20 protein-coding genes are annotated in these 16703 nt (G+C 36.3%); 9 read left to right on the top strand and 11 right to left on the bottom strand.

Going from position 1 to position 16703, the window contains the following annotated elements; genetic code table 11:
* Positions 1–58: 58 nt before the first annotated feature.
* Positions 59–772, bottom strand: coding sequence for an RNA polymerase sigma factor FliA (locus tag PR683_RS01735; protein ID WP_109911178.1), 714 nt, complete (start codon positions 770–772; stop codon positions 59–61).
* A 449-nt stretch (positions 773–1221) separates the two neighbouring features.
* A complete protein-coding gene (locus PR683_RS01730; RefSeq protein ID WP_123382087.1) occupies positions 1222–2316 on the bottom strand; it encodes a FliC/FljB family flagellin in 1095 nt (364 codons plus the stop codon).
* Between the two features lie 381 nt (positions 2317–2697).
* On the opposite strand from PR683_RS01730, the gene fliD reads away from it, so the two are divergent.
* Genes fliD through fliT form a run of 3 tightly spaced genes read left to right on the top strand, consistent with a single transcriptional unit; the run spans position 2698 to position 4930 of the window.
* Positions 2698–4134 carry a flagellar filament capping protein FliD gene (gene fliD, locus PR683_RS01725; RefSeq protein ID WP_123382088.1) on the top strand — a complete coding sequence of 479 codons (1437 nt, stop codon included), beginning with the start codon at positions 2698–2700 and terminating at the stop codon, positions 4132–4134.
* A gap of 18 nt (positions 4135–4152) precedes the next feature.
* On the top strand, positions 4153–4551 hold the full coding sequence (gene fliS, locus PR683_RS01720; protein WP_004909969.1) for a flagellar export chaperone FliS: 399 nt from the start codon (positions 4153–4155) through the stop codon (positions 4549–4551).
* Complete coding sequence (fliT, locus tag PR683_RS01715; RefSeq protein ID WP_272581635.1) at positions 4541–4930, top strand: flagellar protein FliT; 390 nt, start codon at positions 4541–4543, stop codon at positions 4928–4930. Before fliS ends, fliT begins: the two co-directional genes overlap by 11 nt.
* 52 nt (positions 4931–4982) lie before the next feature.
* Here fliT and def read toward each other — a convergent pair whose 3' ends face one another.
* Positions 4983–5492, bottom strand: coding sequence for a peptide deformylase (gene def / locus PR683_RS01710; RefSeq protein ID WP_004909962.1), 510 nt, complete (start codon positions 5490–5492; stop codon positions 4983–4985).
* A 706-nt stretch (positions 5493–6198) separates the two neighbouring features.
* Between def and PR683_RS01705 the strand changes: the two genes are divergently transcribed.
* Positions 6199–7113, top strand: coding sequence for a YadA C-terminal domain-containing protein (locus PR683_RS01705; protein WP_227024182.1), 915 nt, complete (start codon positions 6199–6201; stop codon positions 7111–7113).
* 134 nt (positions 7114–7247) lie between these two features.
* Here PR683_RS01705 and PR683_RS01700 read toward each other — a convergent pair whose 3' ends face one another.
* The gene (locus PR683_RS01700) at positions 7248–7748 is read right to left on the bottom strand and encodes a hypothetical protein (RefSeq protein ID WP_042851567.1); all 501 of its coding nucleotides are present in this window, start codon (positions 7746–7748) and stop codon (positions 7248–7250) included.
* A gap of 464 nt (positions 7749–8212) precedes the next feature.
* Here PR683_RS01700 and PR683_RS01695 point away from each other — a divergent pair, with 464 nt between their 5' ends.
* From PR683_RS01695 to aes, 3 genes are all read left to right on the top strand, one after another.
* A complete protein-coding gene (locus tag PR683_RS01695; RefSeq protein ID WP_004909951.1) occupies positions 8213–8680 on the top strand; it encodes a DUF1097 domain-containing protein in 468 nt (155 codons plus the stop codon).
* A gap of 551 nt (positions 8681–9231) precedes the next feature.
* Positions 9232–9363 carry an entericidin A/B family lipoprotein gene (locus PR683_RS01690; RefSeq protein ID WP_004909948.1) on the top strand — a complete coding sequence of 44 codons (132 nt, stop codon included), beginning with the start codon at positions 9232–9234 and terminating at the stop codon, positions 9361–9363.
* Between the two features lie 218 nt (positions 9364–9581).
* The gene (gene aes / locus PR683_RS01685; protein ID WP_210850296.1) at positions 9582–10547 is read left to right on the top strand and encodes an acetyl esterase; all 966 of its coding nucleotides are present in this window, start codon (positions 9582–9584) and stop codon (positions 10545–10547) included.
* 92 nt (positions 10548–10639) lie between these two features.
* On the opposite strand, the gene cspE is transcribed toward aes, so the two are convergent.
* Entirely contained in the window at positions 10640–10852 is a 213-nt protein-coding gene (cspE, locus tag PR683_RS01680; RefSeq protein WP_004909940.1) for a transcription antiterminator/RNA stability regulator CspE, read from the bottom strand.
* A 1143-nt stretch (positions 10853–11995) separates the two neighbouring features.
* On the opposite strand from cspE, the gene uraH reads away from it, so the two are divergent.
* Positions 11996–12424, top strand: coding sequence for a hydroxyisourate hydrolase (gene uraH, locus PR683_RS01675; protein WP_390899809.1), 429 nt, complete (start codon positions 11996–11998; stop codon positions 12422–12424).
* Positions 12425–12509: 85 nt separating this feature from the next.
* On the opposite strand, the gene PR683_RS01670 is transcribed toward uraH, so the two are convergent.
* The 5 genes from PR683_RS01670 to PR683_RS01655 form a co-directional block, all read right to left on the bottom strand.
* A complete protein-coding gene (locus PR683_RS01670) occupies positions 12510–13070 on the bottom strand; it encodes a DedA family protein (protein ID WP_004909929.1) in 561 nt (186 codons plus the stop codon).
* A gap of 199 nt (positions 13071–13269) precedes the next feature.
* Positions 13270–13536 (bottom strand): helix-turn-helix domain-containing protein, encoded by a 267-nt coding sequence (locus tag PR683_RS01665; protein ID WP_004909925.1) that lies wholly within the window; start codon positions 13534–13536, stop codon positions 13270–13272.
* Positions 13537–14263: 727 nt separating this feature from the next.
* Positions 14264–14437: a hypothetical protein gene (locus PR683_RS20365; RefSeq protein ID WP_004909922.1), complete on the bottom strand. Its 174-nt coding sequence runs from the start codon at positions 14435–14437 to the stop codon at positions 14264–14266.
* A 65-nt stretch (positions 14438–14502) separates the two neighbouring features.
* The gene (locus PR683_RS20360; protein ID WP_442959606.1) at positions 14503–14646 is read right to left on the bottom strand and encodes a terminase small subunit; all 144 of its coding nucleotides are present in this window, start codon (positions 14644–14646) and stop codon (positions 14503–14505) included.
* A gap of 141 nt (positions 14647–14787) precedes the next feature.
* Positions 14788–15303 (bottom strand): lipocalin family protein, encoded by a 516-nt coding sequence (locus PR683_RS01655; RefSeq protein ID WP_004261469.1) that lies wholly within the window; start codon positions 15301–15303, stop codon positions 14788–14790.
* A 411-nt stretch (positions 15304–15714) separates the two neighbouring features.
* On the opposite strand from PR683_RS01655, the gene PR683_RS01650 reads away from it, so the two are divergent.
* Positions 15715–15834 carry an entericidin A/B family lipoprotein gene (locus PR683_RS01650; protein WP_071524563.1) on the top strand — a complete coding sequence of 40 codons (120 nt, stop codon included), beginning with the start codon at positions 15715–15717 and terminating at the stop codon, positions 15832–15834.
* 438 nt (positions 15835–16272) lie between these two features.
* Here the strand turns inward: PR683_RS01650 and fliE are convergent, their stop codons facing one another.
* A complete protein-coding gene (gene fliE / locus PR683_RS01645) occupies positions 16273–16584 on the bottom strand; it encodes a flagellar hook-basal body complex protein FliE (protein WP_004909916.1) in 312 nt (103 codons plus the stop codon).
* Between the last annotated feature and the right edge of the window lie 119 nt (positions 16585–16703).

The raw sequence follows: 16703 nt of genomic DNA, 5'->3' as shown, positions 1-16703 counted from the left end.
TGTGACTAGGGTGAACTAGTGAAGCCAACAACGCTGTGGTGCGAAGTATGACGAGCATCTATCTGAGGCGGCCGCGGAGACGCTTAATAGCCTGACTATGCAGCTGACTCACCCTTGACTCCCCGACATCCAACACCGCCCCAATCTCTTTAAGATTCAGCTCTTCTTGGTAATACAGTGTCAGCACCATTTTTTCGCGTTCTGGTAACTGATTGATTGCCGCCGCGATTTGGTCACGTAGGCTAGAATCCAGCAACAAACTCAGCGGGTTACCGCCATCATCTTCATCCATTTGCGGTTCACAGCTTTCCCCGTGAATTTCATGCCACTCATCGTAGGAAAACAGTTGGCTATTATTGGTGTCTAGTAGCGCTTGGCGATACTCCGCAAGGTCGATATCCAACGCTTTGGCGATTTCCGGCTCGGTGGCGCTGCGCCCTAACGATTGCTCCAGCACACCAATGGCTTTGGTCATTTCTCGTGCTTGGCGGCGCACACTGCGCGGCACCCAGTCACGGCTACGCAATTCATCTAACATCGAACCACGAATTCGCTGCACTGCATACGTGGCAAACGATGCCCCTTGGGTAACATCGAAACGTTCCAATGCATGCAGTAAACCAATGCCCCCCGCTTGAATTAAGTCGTCGATATCAACACTGGCGGGTAGTCTGACTTGCAGTTTCAGGGCTTCATGGCGTATTAGAGGGTAATAACGCTCCCATAGGCTATTTTTATTAATCACACCTTCGGCAGTATACAAATCACTCACAACCTGAATCACCCTTCAAGCTTTATAAAAGGTATTCATTATCTGTGTTGGTTTTGAATTCAATCCGTAGAGTAAGGCACTAAATGTGGCTTTATTTGCCTTATCCTAAATAGGTCAAATTTGAATAATTACCAGGTTAATGATTGTTTTAACACAACTTTCAGGGGATTTTACTGGCAATACAAGTGGGAGTGGTTGGTTTGTTAAAACCACTTTTTGAACCATTTTTAGCTTTTGGTGTTTTGGCTTTAAAAATATGTTTCTTTAGCCTATATAGTTCGTGCTATAGCTAGACGGCAAATAAGTTTATACCGATGAGCGTACATAAGTACGTGATTCGGATGAACTTATGAAGCCAACAACGCTATGGTGCGAAATATGACGGCTAATATGACGGGCAAAGAAAAGGCCAGCAATGCTGGCCTTCAATATCATCAACCAATCACGAATTAACGTAACAGGCTTAAAACACCTTGTGGAACTTGGTTAGCTTGTGCCAACACAGCAGTACCTGCTTGTTGCAGAATTTGACCACGGCTCATGTTAGAAACTTCTGTTGCGAAGTCAGCATCTTGAATACGGCTACGTGCTGCGCTCAGGTTGTTAACAGAGTTGTTCAGGTTGTTGATGGTAGATTGGAAACGGTTTTGGATCGCACCTAATTTAGAACGGCTTTCATCAACTTTATTAATTGCATCATCTAAAGTTTTCAGAGCATCAGCTTTAACTTCTAACCCAGCTTTACCGTCAGTAGCTTTAAATTCACCCTCTTCAGCATCGATAACTGCTTTATTAGCATCTGCCCCGGTACCTACTTTTAATGTCGCAACCACTTCGGTACCATCATCTTTCGTTACAACAAATTTGTTTGCAACGTCTGCACCATCTTCTTGATATTTAGTGACCGCTGTGATACCCGCACCGAAGCCAGTTGCACCTGCAATCGCAGCATCAGCAACTGTTGCATCTATTGCGTCACCTTTAGAAGTAGCTGTGCCCGCAACTTTCGCATCAAATAATTTTTCTTTTTCAACTTCTAAAACTTTAGTATCAATTTTATCTAATTTAAAATTGATAACTTCATTATCATTAGTACCCACTTGGATACTCATATCTGTTTTTTCACCACTCAGAACTTTAACACCGTTAAACTGCGTTTCTTTAGAGATACGATCGATTTCTTTTAAACGTTCATCAACCTCATTCTGAATCGAAGTGATATCTGAATTAGAGTTAGTGCCATTTTTCGCTTGAACCGTTAACTCACGAATACGTTGTAAGTTATCATTGATTTCGTTCAATGCACCTTCAGTGGTTTGTGCGATAGAGATACCATCGTTAGCGTTACGAGCTGCCTGAGTTAAACCTTTAACGTTTGAAGTAAAACGGTTAGCAATCGCTTGGCCTGCCGCATCGTCTTTAGCGCTGTTGATACGTGAGCCAGAAGATAAACGCTCAATTGCAGAACCTAATACGCCTTGTGAACGGTTTAAGTTGTTCTGAGTTGTCAGAGACAGAATGTTAGTGTTGATAACTTGTGCCATGATGTGATCCTTATTATTCAAATTAATGCGTTAAGCCAAAATGCTTAACTTGATGAATTTCGTCAGCAACTAGGTTATCGGCTACAAAAAAGTCCCCTTTAGGCTTTTTGATGAAAATTTTTATCTATAAGGTTAGAAATGGCTTTACCGCCCGCTTTTAATGCCATTATTTTTTAACACTTTCGTTTTTAACACACTCATTTATCTTTATTAACTTTCTTATTATTTAATTTCAATAGCGATAATTAACTACTTTTCTCTTATCAGCTCCCGCCATCACTCTTTTTCAGAATAGTCTAAAATTTTGCTCCGTTTTGCCGATAAGACTCTAAATAGATTTTATTACAGGTTTTATGTCACAGACATAGCGTAGGAGAAAATATGGCAGGAATATCCACTCTCGGTATCGGGGCAAACTTAGATTTAAATGTGCAAATGGACCAAATTGAGGCAATGGAGCGTCGCCGCCTTGACCCATTAACCACACAGAAAGCCAGCTATGACGCGCAAATTAGCGCCTATGGCAAAATGCAATCATCATTAGAAAAACTGAAAAAAGCCGCTGAGGACTTAAAAAAATACGGCGATATCAGTACCACCAAAGTCACTGGTGAATATAAAGCCTTTGACGTAAAAACCGATGGTAAAGCAGTCGCCGGTGTGCACGATGTGTTAGTGACGCAACTTGCTAAAGCACAAACTATCGCCACTAAAGGCCATTCTGACAACAAGCAACTCTTAGGCAGTAATGCTAAAGAACGTACCATCACGATCACTCAGCCTTCACAAAAAGAAGAAAAAGATAAGATTGTTATTAAACTTGATGACCAAAGTACATCTTTAATCGAGCTCGCTGATGCAATTAATAAAACAGATAAAGGTGTTACCGCATCTGTTATTAAAGACCGAGATAATCAATACCACCTTGTCGTAACCTCAAAAAAAGAAGGTACTGACAACCGCATTAGCATTAATGTGGAGGGTGACGATGAACTGGCTAAAATACTAAATGTGGAATCTGATGTTGATAAAGACGGAAAAATTATCATCAAAGATGAGAAAACTAGCGGTATGGAGCAAAAGGTTGCCCCTCAAAATGCACAGTTAACTATTGATGGATTCGAACTTGAGTCGCAAACCAATGAAGCCAAAGATTTGTTCCCTGGTTTAACACTGACACTAAAAAAAGAAAGCGAAGACAATAAAGCTGACCATTTAATGGTTTCTGAAGATATCGAGCCCGCTAAAGATAAAATTAAAGCATGGGTAGATGCCTATAATGAATTCCAAACGTTAGCGAAAGAACTGACAAAATACACACCAAATGAAAGTGGAACAACTCCTAATAAAACCAACGGCCCGCTCATTGGAGATTCCACGTTACGAGTTATTCAAAGTACGATGCGTACTCAAGTCCGTGCTCCACAAAATAGTGGTGAAATCGACACGCTGAATAAAATGGGGATCAAACAGAAAACAGATGGAACCTTAGAAATTGACAATAAGGTTCTGGATAAAGCGCTTAAAGAAAACCCATCAAGCGTCAAAGTATTTTTTGCAGGTGACGGCAAAGAAACCGGTTTTGGGACTGAAAACTTTAACTTTTTAAAGGGTACTTTAGATACAAAAGATGGTTCACTACACAACGCCACCGATGGTATCCAAAAGAAAAAGAAAAGTTTAGATAAACGTATTGAGCAGACCAATAAACAAATCGAAAACACCATGGACATGTACCGTCGTCAATTCCAAAACCTCGATAAAATGATGAGCTCACTCAATAGCACTACGAATTCTTTAGGCCGATTATTAGGCTAACACTTTTAGGTTAAAAACATGTATCAACGACACGCACAGCAAGCTTACCAACAGGTTGATTTAGAGAGTGAAATCACCAACGCGACCCCATACCAACTGATCCAAATCTTGTTTAAAGGGGCCCTTAGTGCCCTGAAACGCGGTGAGATTTTTATGCAGCAAGGTAAGGTGGCAGAAAAAGGTAAAGAAATCTCAAAAGCTATCGACATCATTGACACTGGGTTAAAGCAGTCGTTAAATTATGAAGCTGGCGGCGAACTTGCAGAAAATTTAGCAAGTTTGTATGAGTACATGACAATGCAGTTACTTCGCGCCAACCTCGAAAACAACGTGGCTTATGTCCAAGAAGTTTATCAGTTACTCTCCGATATCGCCTCTGCGTGGCAACAAATCGGTGCAAATGTGGATGAAAGATAATCAGGTGGACAATAAAAATCCTATCGATTTACATGAAATATACCATAATGTCTTAGTATTAAGTGAAAATTTAGTTGCCTTAGCGCAATCCGGGGAATGGGAGACATTGGTCTCCCGAGAGACAGAATATGTCCTTGCGGTGGAAAACCTCACCAAGTTAACGCAAGCGTTCGAAGAACAGCAGCCAATAACTGAAGAGTTTATTCAGTTATTGCATAAAATTATTGAAAATGAACGCATTACTAAAGAATATTTACAACAGCATTTAAACTTTTTAAGCAAAGAAATTAAGCAATTAGACCAAAAACGGGTATTAAATAACAGCTATGGCCAATTTGATGAGCCGGATACCCCGTTAGTCGTTCGCCCGATGGAATAATTTGAGTGTCAGGCCGACAGACCTGACACGCCTTTTATCTTCAACTCTCAGCCTATTGCTGCTGTTTTAAACGTTGCTGCTTTTTCAGCTTTTTCAACAGCATATTGCGTTTTAGCGGCGATAAGTGATCGAGGAACACTTTACCGTGTAAATGGTCGATTTCATGTTGCATGACAATCGCTAAGAACTCGTCGCTGTCTACTTCAAACGCTTTACCGTGCCTATCGAACGCTTTCACTTTAACGCGCAGGAAGCGGTCTACATCGGCGTAGATTTCGGGTACTGACAGGCACCCTTCTTGATAACTGGTTTCCCCTTCACTTTCGACGATTTCAGGGTTAACAAATACCATCGGCTCATCACGGTTTTCTGAAATATCAATCACCATAATGGATTTAGTTTCCGCAATTTGCGTGGCAGCGAGACCAATACCGTTATCGGTGCTGTACATGGTATCTAACAAATCGTCGATCAAGGTTTGTACCGCAGCGAAATCCGTCACTGGGCTGCATTTAATACGCAGTCGTTCATCTGGAATTTCAATAATTTCTCTTACTGCCATAATTTAAACCCTATAAATTCGATTACTTTCATTCAAATATCAATCATTCAAACTATTTTAAGCAACAGTGACGCATACAATAGCCGCTAACTGCCGCCACAACTCTGCCTGTGAAGTATGAAGAACAGATAAAATATTATCGTCTTTCTATTTCACCAACAACATGCAAAAAATGGCATTGTTAATCAGAAAACAAAATTTATTTTAAACATCAATAAATTAACGCCTGCCTATTTAGACTGCCCCTTCATGGAACATAAGCCACATAAAATTTTACAGAAAAATAACACGTTATTTGGAAAAAAACATCTAAAACAGGAAAAATGGTGACCCTTTGTAGGCTCTTCACTGTTTTTGCTTTTACCCACTGATGGCATCTATTCGCTTGTGGCTATTTTTTCGCTTTTAGTTTTTATTAATATTGAGAATATATTTAGGCCACATTAAAGTTACTATCAATTTAAATTAAATTTTCAAAATAAGCACTATCAACTATAATTCCATCAAATAAAAGTATCTAGTTAATATAAAAAATATATATCACTGTATTTATTTCACTCAAACACGGATATCCCGAATAAATATCATTTTAAAAATCGATTTTACCCACCAAATAAATATCTTTATTATAAACGAATAAAGGAAAATAAATTTATCTTTCATTCTTCTTTTAGATAATAATTTTAAATAATACGGAAATTAACAAATGAAAAAGAAAATATCATCCCGTCTTTTGTCAGCTCTATTACTTAGCGGTGTGTCTTGCAATGTAATAGCCAACACTTCATTTTCAAGTCCTCCACCATCCTTAAGCAGTGTCAACGCGCAAGGTATCAGCACTAATGTTAAAAAAATTAGTGATATCAGTGGAAAAATCGACCATATCAACACTACAATTAACCAAATGGACTCACGTTTTAATAGCGACGTTGACACATTAAAACAAAATAATAGTAAACTTAAATCAGAAACTATAGATATACGAAATGATTTAAAAGCATTGAATGATGAAATCGTTAGTTTTGAACAAATATATTCTCAAGATATTTTTCAGGAAATAAAAAACAACAATGATTTAATTAATAGTAAAATCACATCAATACAACAAGGCAGAGAAAAAGAGCACCATGCACTTGACTCAAAATTAAAAGATGTCGAATTACATTTGCAAGGAGCACTAACTGGTGTCAATGCGGCTGACCAAATCACCAACCAATTAAATACCAATATGCAAAATCTAGATAACAAAGTGATTGGAAATACCTCGTCAATTAAGACCCTAAAAAGTGACACGTCGAAAACGCAAAAAGCTAATGAACTCAAATTCACCAGCTTAGAAAATAAAGTTGATCATGGGCTCCATCAGCTTGATAGGAAAATAGATAAACGTGCTCAAGAAGCGAATTCCGGTATTGCGTCTGTCGCAGCAATGAGCAATATTCCTTACGCAACAAATACTCGTTTTAGCGCAGGGATTGGTGCAGGTAATTACAAAAATGGCTCAGCGATCGCTGCCGGTGCTCAATATCAACTAAAAGAAAACATCAACCTACGCAGTTCTGTATCTTGGAATAATTCAGATGCTGCGGTTATTGGAGCGGGTGTCGCCTTCGGGTGGTAATTCTTCAACCTATATTGTTCTTATCATTTTTATAAATTATTTATAAGCCTTAACCAATAGTACCAATGATATATTGGTACTATTTATATTCGCCACGCAAATTAATATCAACATTAACTGGCTTTAAATTAAGCTTAATCTTGGCTGTAAGTGATAATGGCAATTGGTGTAGGGTTAATGGTAACCCAAAGATTAGACATGCCACTACGAGTTTGAGATGACTCACTCACTTTGTGACAGCTAGTCTCTGATTGGCATTTAGTGAGAATGTCACTAGCGACTTGTGAGCTAAACCCTTGCTTTGTCAAATAGCCCATTTCATTTTCTAGCTTCTGTTGGAAGTCCAAAAAATCCGGTTTTGGCGAGGCATAATCCTCAACCCCAACTAGTGTGGTAGCCACTTGAATGAGCGTACCACCATCAAAAGTGAGTTGGTTTTCATAGCTCCAATCATTAAATGGCTTTTGCTGCCCAAAAGTACAAACTGTTTTACTACCACTTGCTTGGCATTTCCCCGCCTTAATAAAACTGATGCTATCAATGCTTTGCCCCCAATTTAAGCCAAATGGTGCAGTCGATGTGCTATCACACCCTACCAATAACAGTGCAGTAGCACCAGCTATCATCCATTTCATACCCTTACCTCACAAGTCAATTTTCTTCATGCTACAGCGAGGAGTCGCTAAATTAAAGTAAAAAAGCCATCAACTATTCACACACTCAAAATTAATCTTTAAATTATACATTATTTATTTAACGTTAAATTTACAGATAATTATTTATTATCAATAAGATAAAATTAAAACATATAAATTATCGGATACTCATTGCCAGATTTACCTTAGCTCTATACAATGCTTTTCTTTACACGGCCCCAGAGTCACTGCAATTACAAATAACTATCCTATTATTAGTCAGTTACCCCTCTAGCCATACCTAAAACTCCCTAGATGGTGTTCGAATAAAAGATAGCTGAATCGTTAAAGCTTAACTCTAGAATAAATTGGCTTTGCAGCTAATGGGCTTAGTAACCAAGCGATAGGCCATAGCATTCATCGTCCGTATTATTAACAAACAACCATAACGTAAAGTGCATATTGTGAAATTACTATTTTGTCTTTCTTTAACAACCGCCATTCTTTCTGGTATATGGGCTTGGGTTGCTGATAGTTTAGGGCTAATCGGCTGGGCAGGCTTTTTAGGCTGTACAGCCTATTTTGCTTATCCTAAAGATGGGATAAAAGGTCTGGGTATTACCGCATTAACCGTCTGTAGTGGTGTGGTTTGGGGCTTAGTGATCCTGCACAGCGGTGACTACCTGAAGCAGTTACCTCACTTTGTAGGATACTTCGTTACTGGTATTGTTGCCTTTTTGATGTGTATACAAGCTAAAAAACAGTGGCTTTCTTATATACCCGGCACGTTTGTCGGCACCTGTACTATTTTTGCGGCAGAAGGTGTTTGGTTGGTCACTATTCAATCACTATTAATTGGTGTGCTATTTGGTTTCGCAATGAAAAAAAGTGGGCTTTGGTTATTTGAAAAGTTCTCACTGGGTAAAAACTAAAAAAAACCGCCTATATGGCGGTTTAAATAAATCAATGAAACCAAGGGAATTTCAAACAGATTCGATATTACATTAAAATTCTCTTACGACAATATATAACATTTTGATTTAACTTGTGATTAATTAAAAAATCGACTAAGTATTATTACATAAGCTCACAAATATAATAACGATGAATTTGTTAACAAAATGATAAAATTCCATCATGGAATATCCATTTAGATTAATAAAGTTTATGTAACTGGTCTAATACCAGTCGCATTCATGTTTACTAACATAAGGATATAGTGGAATTCGGATTTTTCTGTATCTTTCTTTTCTCTAAAATAGTTAAAACTATTTATCATTTATTGCTATAATTCTCTTTTTATTTATTAACTTATAGCCTTATGCTTCATTAAAATGAAAAATCAAAGCATAATAAACTGATAATTTTTATATTATCAAATCGCAACATACGTCAGCTCAAAAAACACTCATTTATCCTTCTGCTATACTTATACGTGAAATATCTTATAACCCGTAAGTGAGTTTAACCAAAGGAAGAAGATATGATTAAAAAAATTTGTTTTTTGGCCTGTTCATTAGCTGTCGTATTCTCTTTAAGCGCATGCAACACCACTCAGGGTGTTGGTGAAGACATAGAAGCCGGTGGAGAAGCCATACAAAGAGCTGCTAAATAATTGTTAACTGACATCATCGTTAAATATTAACTTTCCCACCTAAAACTCTCATATATTTCAAACGGTGATGATCTCACCGTTTGAGATATAAATTAAAATACCTATAAATTCTCAAGCCTTATAATTTAAAAATACAGAACCTTTTAATATTGGTTAGCAGGATCACAACTTAATTATGCCCCCCTTTTACAATGGAAACATCTAGCTAGGAGAGCATAATGAACAAAAAAAATAAAATTAATGTGTTAGACCTTATTTCACCTGAGATGCAATCTGTAATGCGATTTTATGCAGAAAATCCATCTCCAGCACCTCTTGACGCCACTTATAATGGTATGCGACAAGCGTATATTGAAGATAGAAAATATTGGAATTCAGAAGCGCCAACGATGCACTCCATTCACGATATTCAAGTTCCAACTAAATATGGCAATATTTTGACGCGTATATTTCAGCCGATTGAATCCCCATCAGCCACCTTGTTTTATCTCCATGGCGGTGGGTTTATTTTAGGTAATTTACAGACCCACGAACGTATTATGCACTTACTGGCACTATATTCGGGCTGTACAGTTATTGGAGTTGATTATTCGTTATCCCCTGAAGCACGCTACCCTCAAGCAATTGAGGAAATATCCATGGTTTATCAGTACTATCAGCAAAATGCTGAACAATATAATATCAATATGCAACAAACTGGCTTTGCCGGTGACTCAGCTGGCGCGATGTTATCTCTTGCTTCTGTACTTTGGTTACGTGATAACGTGATAGAATGTACCAATATAAAAGCTGTTTTATTGTGGTATGGGCTGTATGGTTTGCAGGATTCAATAAGCCGACGGCTATATGGTGGAGAATGGGATGGGTTACAAAAACAAGATTTAGAAGATTATGATAATGCCTATCTTGGTGAAGCTGGCGATAGAGAGGCGCCATATTATTGCTTATTCAATAATGATTTAACCTACGGTATTCCACCTTGTTATATTGCCAGTGCTGAGTTTGACCCACTATTAGATGATAGTTTGGCTTTATTCCGAACGCTAGATGCCAATGATATACCTTGTGAATATAAAATGTACCCAGGAACTTTGCACGCCTTCTTACATTATTCACGCATGATGCAAATATCAGACGAGGCGATTCGTGATGGTGCTAATTATTTTATCAAACAACTTTTATAATATTAACTCTGTATTTATTGAAAATAGCAGGCTATAAAACGAAAAAACCTCGCATTTAGCGAGGTTTTTGAATGCTTAGCGATTCGTTATCGTTATTTAGCGATAACGTTAGCTGCTGCTGGGCCTTTAGCACCATTTTCGATGCTGAATGAAACTTGTTGGCCTTCTGCTAATGATTTGAAGTTATCACTTTGAATTGCAGAAAAGTGAACAAATACATCTTTGCTGCCGTCTGCAGGAGTGATAAAACCAAAACCTTTATCATCGTTAAACCATTTTACTGTACCAGTCATTGTATTAGACATAGAATTTCCTTTAATTTTTTAAAATTGCCATAAGGCATGTTGCGGTTTGTTCTTGTGGTACTTATGGGAATTAATTAGAAGGAATTCGCAATGAAGTGGTATCTGAGATAGCGCTTAATGGTGAACATCTTAAAACTGACTAACATAAATAGGCCTGTACTTCCAAACCAGTGAGCATATTAAGCCACACTTAGAACCAAATGGCAAATTTTATTTTCGCGTCGATTTTATAAACAAATAGTTTGCTGTTCATCTTAATCTTAACCCAAAAGTTCTTACGTCCTCGGGTTTAGTATCTATCAAAAACGCCGTAATCCGGTCTTTCACCTCTCATCACAGCTCGCTGTTGCTCATGTACAGCCTCTCTATCAGCTCTTTTTTGTTCAGATGAACGGGCGTCTTTATGTGGCTTAGGCCAGGTTGACTTATTGGGCTCAAAAGAAGGTGTAAATGTACAACCTGTCACTAAAAAGAGGCAAAAAAGCGAAGAGATTAATTTCATAATGATCTACTTGGGTAATTATTGACAATAGAAAAACCTAGCAAAATTAAATATCGATAACAACCTTAAATATCCTATGTGAATGTTGAAAACATTAAGGATTGGCGGCTTAATCCTATTTAAATGAATAATAGGTAATAGAAACGACTATAAAAAAGTATCAATCAACTGACTGATTTATTCCATAATATAAAAAGCAGCCATTTATAGCGGCCTCGCCATACTAGATGTCTATATATTTACATTATAATCATCGAATTCTTTAATTATCTCATCAGCTATCTGCTCAAAAAAACTACTTATATTTATATTAAGGATCCTTAGTACTGATACCAACATATGGTATCAATTTTATTAACACCTCGTACATCGCGATACAATTATTGATCACTTTTACAGCCGCTCAATCTTGCAAACTCACTTGCGGTATATCCAGCATTGCGCCTTAATATTTTAATTTTCTTTCCTATTAATGTTGACACAGTGCTTTCAGTCTTCATACAAAGACTCCAGTCGAAATCGATAAACTTACTATTTTTAATCTATCTACCATTAACTAATGTAATGAAGTTTAGATTAAAAAAATGTAATCAAACTGTAAGGCTAACCATTAGCCTCCATTGATAAAGTATCCTCAATATATCAATAGAGGATATCTAAATGAAAAAAAACTACTTTTAGTATTCATTCCTTTTATTTTAACTCCAGCAACTTCAATAGCGTCAAATAATATTTTAAGTGTTCATATTCTTAATCAGCAAACAGGGAAGCCAGCCCCTAATGTTGAGGTTACATTAGAGAAAAAACAGGGAAACAATTGGGTACTCATAAACACAGAAAAAACAAGTAATGATGGCAGAATTAAATCTATCTTACCTGACAGCCCTGAGAAGCCTTCTATAGGAGACTATAGAGTGATTTTTAAAACTGGTGAGTATTTTAAGCAACAAGGTAAACACAGTTTTTTCCCTGAAATCCCCGTTGAATTTCAAATAGATAATTTAGATGAACATTACCATATCCCCTTGCTTTTAAGCCAATATGGTTATTCAACATATAGAGGGAATTAACTCTTTTCAGCTTATAAACCAATGCAGTATTAATCAGGTATTGATACTGCATTCGCATAATATAATTACAAGTAACTATCTCGTATTATTTCCGCATTTTTTGCAATAGATGTTTTCTCCAAAAAATTAGCAATAACAAAAATATACCTACAGCTATTAGCATACTTATTGAAAAATGAGTTGGTAGTGAAAGAACTAGTTTACTAATAAAATATCCTGCAGAAACTATCAAAGCTCCCCAAATTGCGCCACCGATAATATTTAATATAAAAAATTTAAATGGACTTACATCACTAGCACCGATAATAATAGGTCCTATTGTCCTTAACCCATAAGCAAAGCGAATACCTATAACAACCCAATTCTCATTTTTTTGAATATATTCTTGCGCATATACTATTTTATCTTTTTGACTATGTAGTTTGGGTAAAATTTGTGCTCCAAAATAACGGCCTATAAAAAACAATACATTATCACTAACAATCCCACCTAAAGAGGCGGCTATAACTACTTGAGGGTAAGAAAGTAATTGATTATGTGCTGCTATGCCCGATAAGAAAGCTACTGTTTCTCCCTCAATCATGGAACCCAGAAACACAGCTAAGTATCCATATTCAATTATCCAGTGAGATAGAGCCTCCGACATATTATGATTGACCTTTATTATGACGTTTAACAATAGCTATAAATATCATGTAATTAATTCAATTGCGAGAATTAAATAAATACACTATATACTAGTATAGTAATCACTTTATCGCTCCTCCCTATATAGTAAAAACCAACCGTTTACAGTTGGTTTTTGCTATATAACTCAAGCGAAAGCAAGTTTCATCGAAATAAACTTAGTTTATATCTCCGCTACATGCAATTATAGTTTTATACTCATCCAAATTACTAAAAAAACTTTCAATATCAACATTCAATACCTTTAATATAGCTACTGTCTCCGCTATTCCTATCTTATCAATTTCATATTCATAACGATATAGTTGCTGCTCACTCTCTATTCCCGCCATTCTAGATAGCTCGAATACTGATAACCTAGCTTTTATCCTTAATTGACGAAGACTGCAAGCAATATGATTAGAAATCGAATTTTGGTTATCCATTAAATATCTCCTATTATTAATTAGTATTTACATAAAAAGCCTTGAAGGTAGTGACCTGTTTTATGGACTAATTAATAATATATGGAAACATTTAATTTATATCGTATGCTGTAAGTATTAAAAATTTCATTACTAAATTTCTGACTCTACCTTTTGCATACTCTTTAGCCTGTTTATTTAGTAAGTAATTGAATACCAAAATTGGAAAACTCACATAATTAGATAATGTTCTAAATATACCAACCACTCAAGCTGACACATGAGTTTTTTCCTTACGGTGATTGATTAAATCCATTTTCACAAACTTTAAATTCATCACTCAATTTCCCCCAGTTTTCAGGTGCGCCACTACCTTCATAAGTCCATAATGAATTAGCTTGCGATGAAAAAGTGAAAGCAGCCAAAATACATAATATTATCTTATTGTAATATATGTGATAATAACTCGAGTTATTAATTTGAGTTTCAAAACTACACTTTGATTCACACAAATAGCATTAGGATTCACCCCATTAATTCAGCAAAAAGCACTCCTTATCAAAAACAAACCATACAACACTCTGTTATAATCAAAATACCACCCAAAAGTTAACCTAAATCTCCAAATCCATTTCCACTTCGTCCGCTAATTGCTCTGCTTCTAGCTTAGCGAGTCTCTCAGCTTTTCCGTTCAATTTGCTCTTTAAATGCCTGAATTTTGACATTCTTACCTAAGAGCTCATGATTTTTAATCTTTATCAGGCCATTTGATTTTCATGAGAATAGTTTCTTTGGTGCTCTCATCGTAGTCACGGATTGTCGTAGAGATATCAAAACCTGATAATGTTGTCCGCCATGATTTAGGCCAACTGCTTATTGGTTTTAGCTTCCCACCATCATTGACAATATCTGATACATCCATTTGGTCAATTTCGACAAAGCGGTTAAAAACATAATCAGCATTTATTTCGACACGTTCATTCCTATTTAATTTAAGTCTTTAATTCTATTTTGAATGTTAACATTTATTAACAGTCGGCTTGATTTTACGTTTGCAGTTTTATCGCTGTATCCTGCACGAATAGCCTCCTGTGTAGTTTTTAAATCGCTGAGGTACTCGCGACAAAACATTTCTTATCTGTCGGTAAGCGCCATATTATGCCTATAACTTTGCTTAAGAGGATATAGGTAATAATGTCAAATAAGAAACCCGCACTTGGCGGGTCATATATTTCACTTGTTAAACTTCTCATTTTTAATAAAGAATAGGTTCTACTGGAATATCAATATTCTTTGCCTATCAAAACCATGGTTACTTGCAAAACTAAGGTATTCATTTAATAACTCTGGTGGCATAGTTGGAGTACGCGATAGTACCCATAGATAATCTTTATTAGGTCCAACAACTAATGAATACTGATAGTTATCATCTAGCTTAATAATATTATAGCCGCCGTAAAAGGGCCCAAAGAATGAAACCTTTAAAGCCCCAGTATCCGAGGATTCAACAAAGTAAGCTTTCCCTATACTCTCTTTCCATTTTTTGCTTTCAGAATTCCATCCTCTATTCACTACTTTTACACCTCCGTCATCACGAAGAGAATAGTTAGCAGAGACTTTACTTAATCCTTTTTCAAATCGATTATCTATTCTCGCTACTTCATGCCATTCGCCAAGGTAACGTGATAAATCAAACTTCTCAACAGGTGATATATCTTTTGGCACTTTAACGCTACATCCGTTAAGTAGAAGCATACTTAAAAACATAAAAATTGACTTCACTCGCATGGTAACTCCGTTGAATATTTCTCGATGAGATACTATCCTACAAAAAACTTGTGGCGTTACCTAACCAATTAGGTAAGGCTATTGATGATAATAACAAAAGAAAACCAAATAATAAGTATTGAAAAACATAAAGCATACGGATAAATAGCTCTTTTAATATCATAGAGTATACCCTTTATTGCTAATGTAGATTGATCACCCAAAATAAGTACTAACACTTAAAATATAGCAGCTCATTTTCATTTGTCAGGTATCACTAACAATACTAATTCCACAAAAATATGAGGGTTTAATCCTAACCTTACTGCAGTATACAGCTAAAAATAGTCATCGACTTGTTCTGCTATAATTAAAGATGACCTTTTGTAATTTATAACTTTAAACTTGAAAGGAAGATAATATGTTAAAAAAATCAATTTCCTCATTTGCTCATTAGTTGTTGCTTTCACATTAACTGCCTGTAATACCACTAAAGGTGTTGGTGAAGATATAGAAGCAGGAGGAGAAGCAATACAAAGAGCGGCCCAATAAACATTAATGCTCTTATTTCAAATGCTAGAGGGTATATTTATTTTGAATCCTCTAGTATTCCTTATTCATTTAACGAGACTCTAATTTGTATTTTATTTTCTGTATTGCTTACACTTTATTCATGTAAATCCTTTATAAAGAGTCTATGCTGATAGTGTACTCTAACCTATTGTATCAGTTTATTTTTCCTTGATATTTGGGGCTTTTCTTTGCTTTTCAGTTTTTCTATAAATAAAAGCCATCAGCTATTAACTGAAGGCCTAAGAAACTACAAAAAAATCAGATTTTAATAATGCCACTTTTAAAGTGGAACCATGTTTTTCTCACATTCCTGCCGAATTTGCTCAAGCGCAGTTTCCCACGCCCATGTTTTCTAACACACGTTAATATACGGCCATCACTATCAACGACTTGACCTTATTCAAATAGATAAACCAATCACACTGGCATTGACATAATTTCTTGATACGCCGCCACCAGCTTATTACGCACTTGAATACCCATTTGTAAACTTAAACTGGCTTTTTGCATATCGACCATTACATCATTCAAGGAAATATCTTGCTTTCCTAACGTGAAATTTTCAATTTGCTTGGCAGAATCATTACGTGTTTTATTAATTTGATTTACAGAAGCAACCAGATGGTCAGCAAATCCAACTGGCTCTATTGCTGGTTTTATTGGGTTAGTGGCTTGGGTTGCCACGACATTTAATTGTGAAATAACCCCTTCAATGGCTTGAACTGTCATTCGATTCTCTTCTTATTAATTATTGTGAATTTTTCACTAACCTATATTGGCCAGCTTACCCTATCACACCCTTTTTAACTTGAAGCCGATAAATAACACCAATTTTATAGGCTGATTCC

The organism is Providencia sp. PROV269, assembly GCF_028477785.1.
Classification (GTDB): domain Bacteria; phylum Pseudomonadota; class Gammaproteobacteria; order Enterobacterales; family Enterobacteriaceae; genus Providencia; species Providencia rettgeri.
This window is presented reverse-complemented; position numbering and strand designations above follow the sequence as displayed.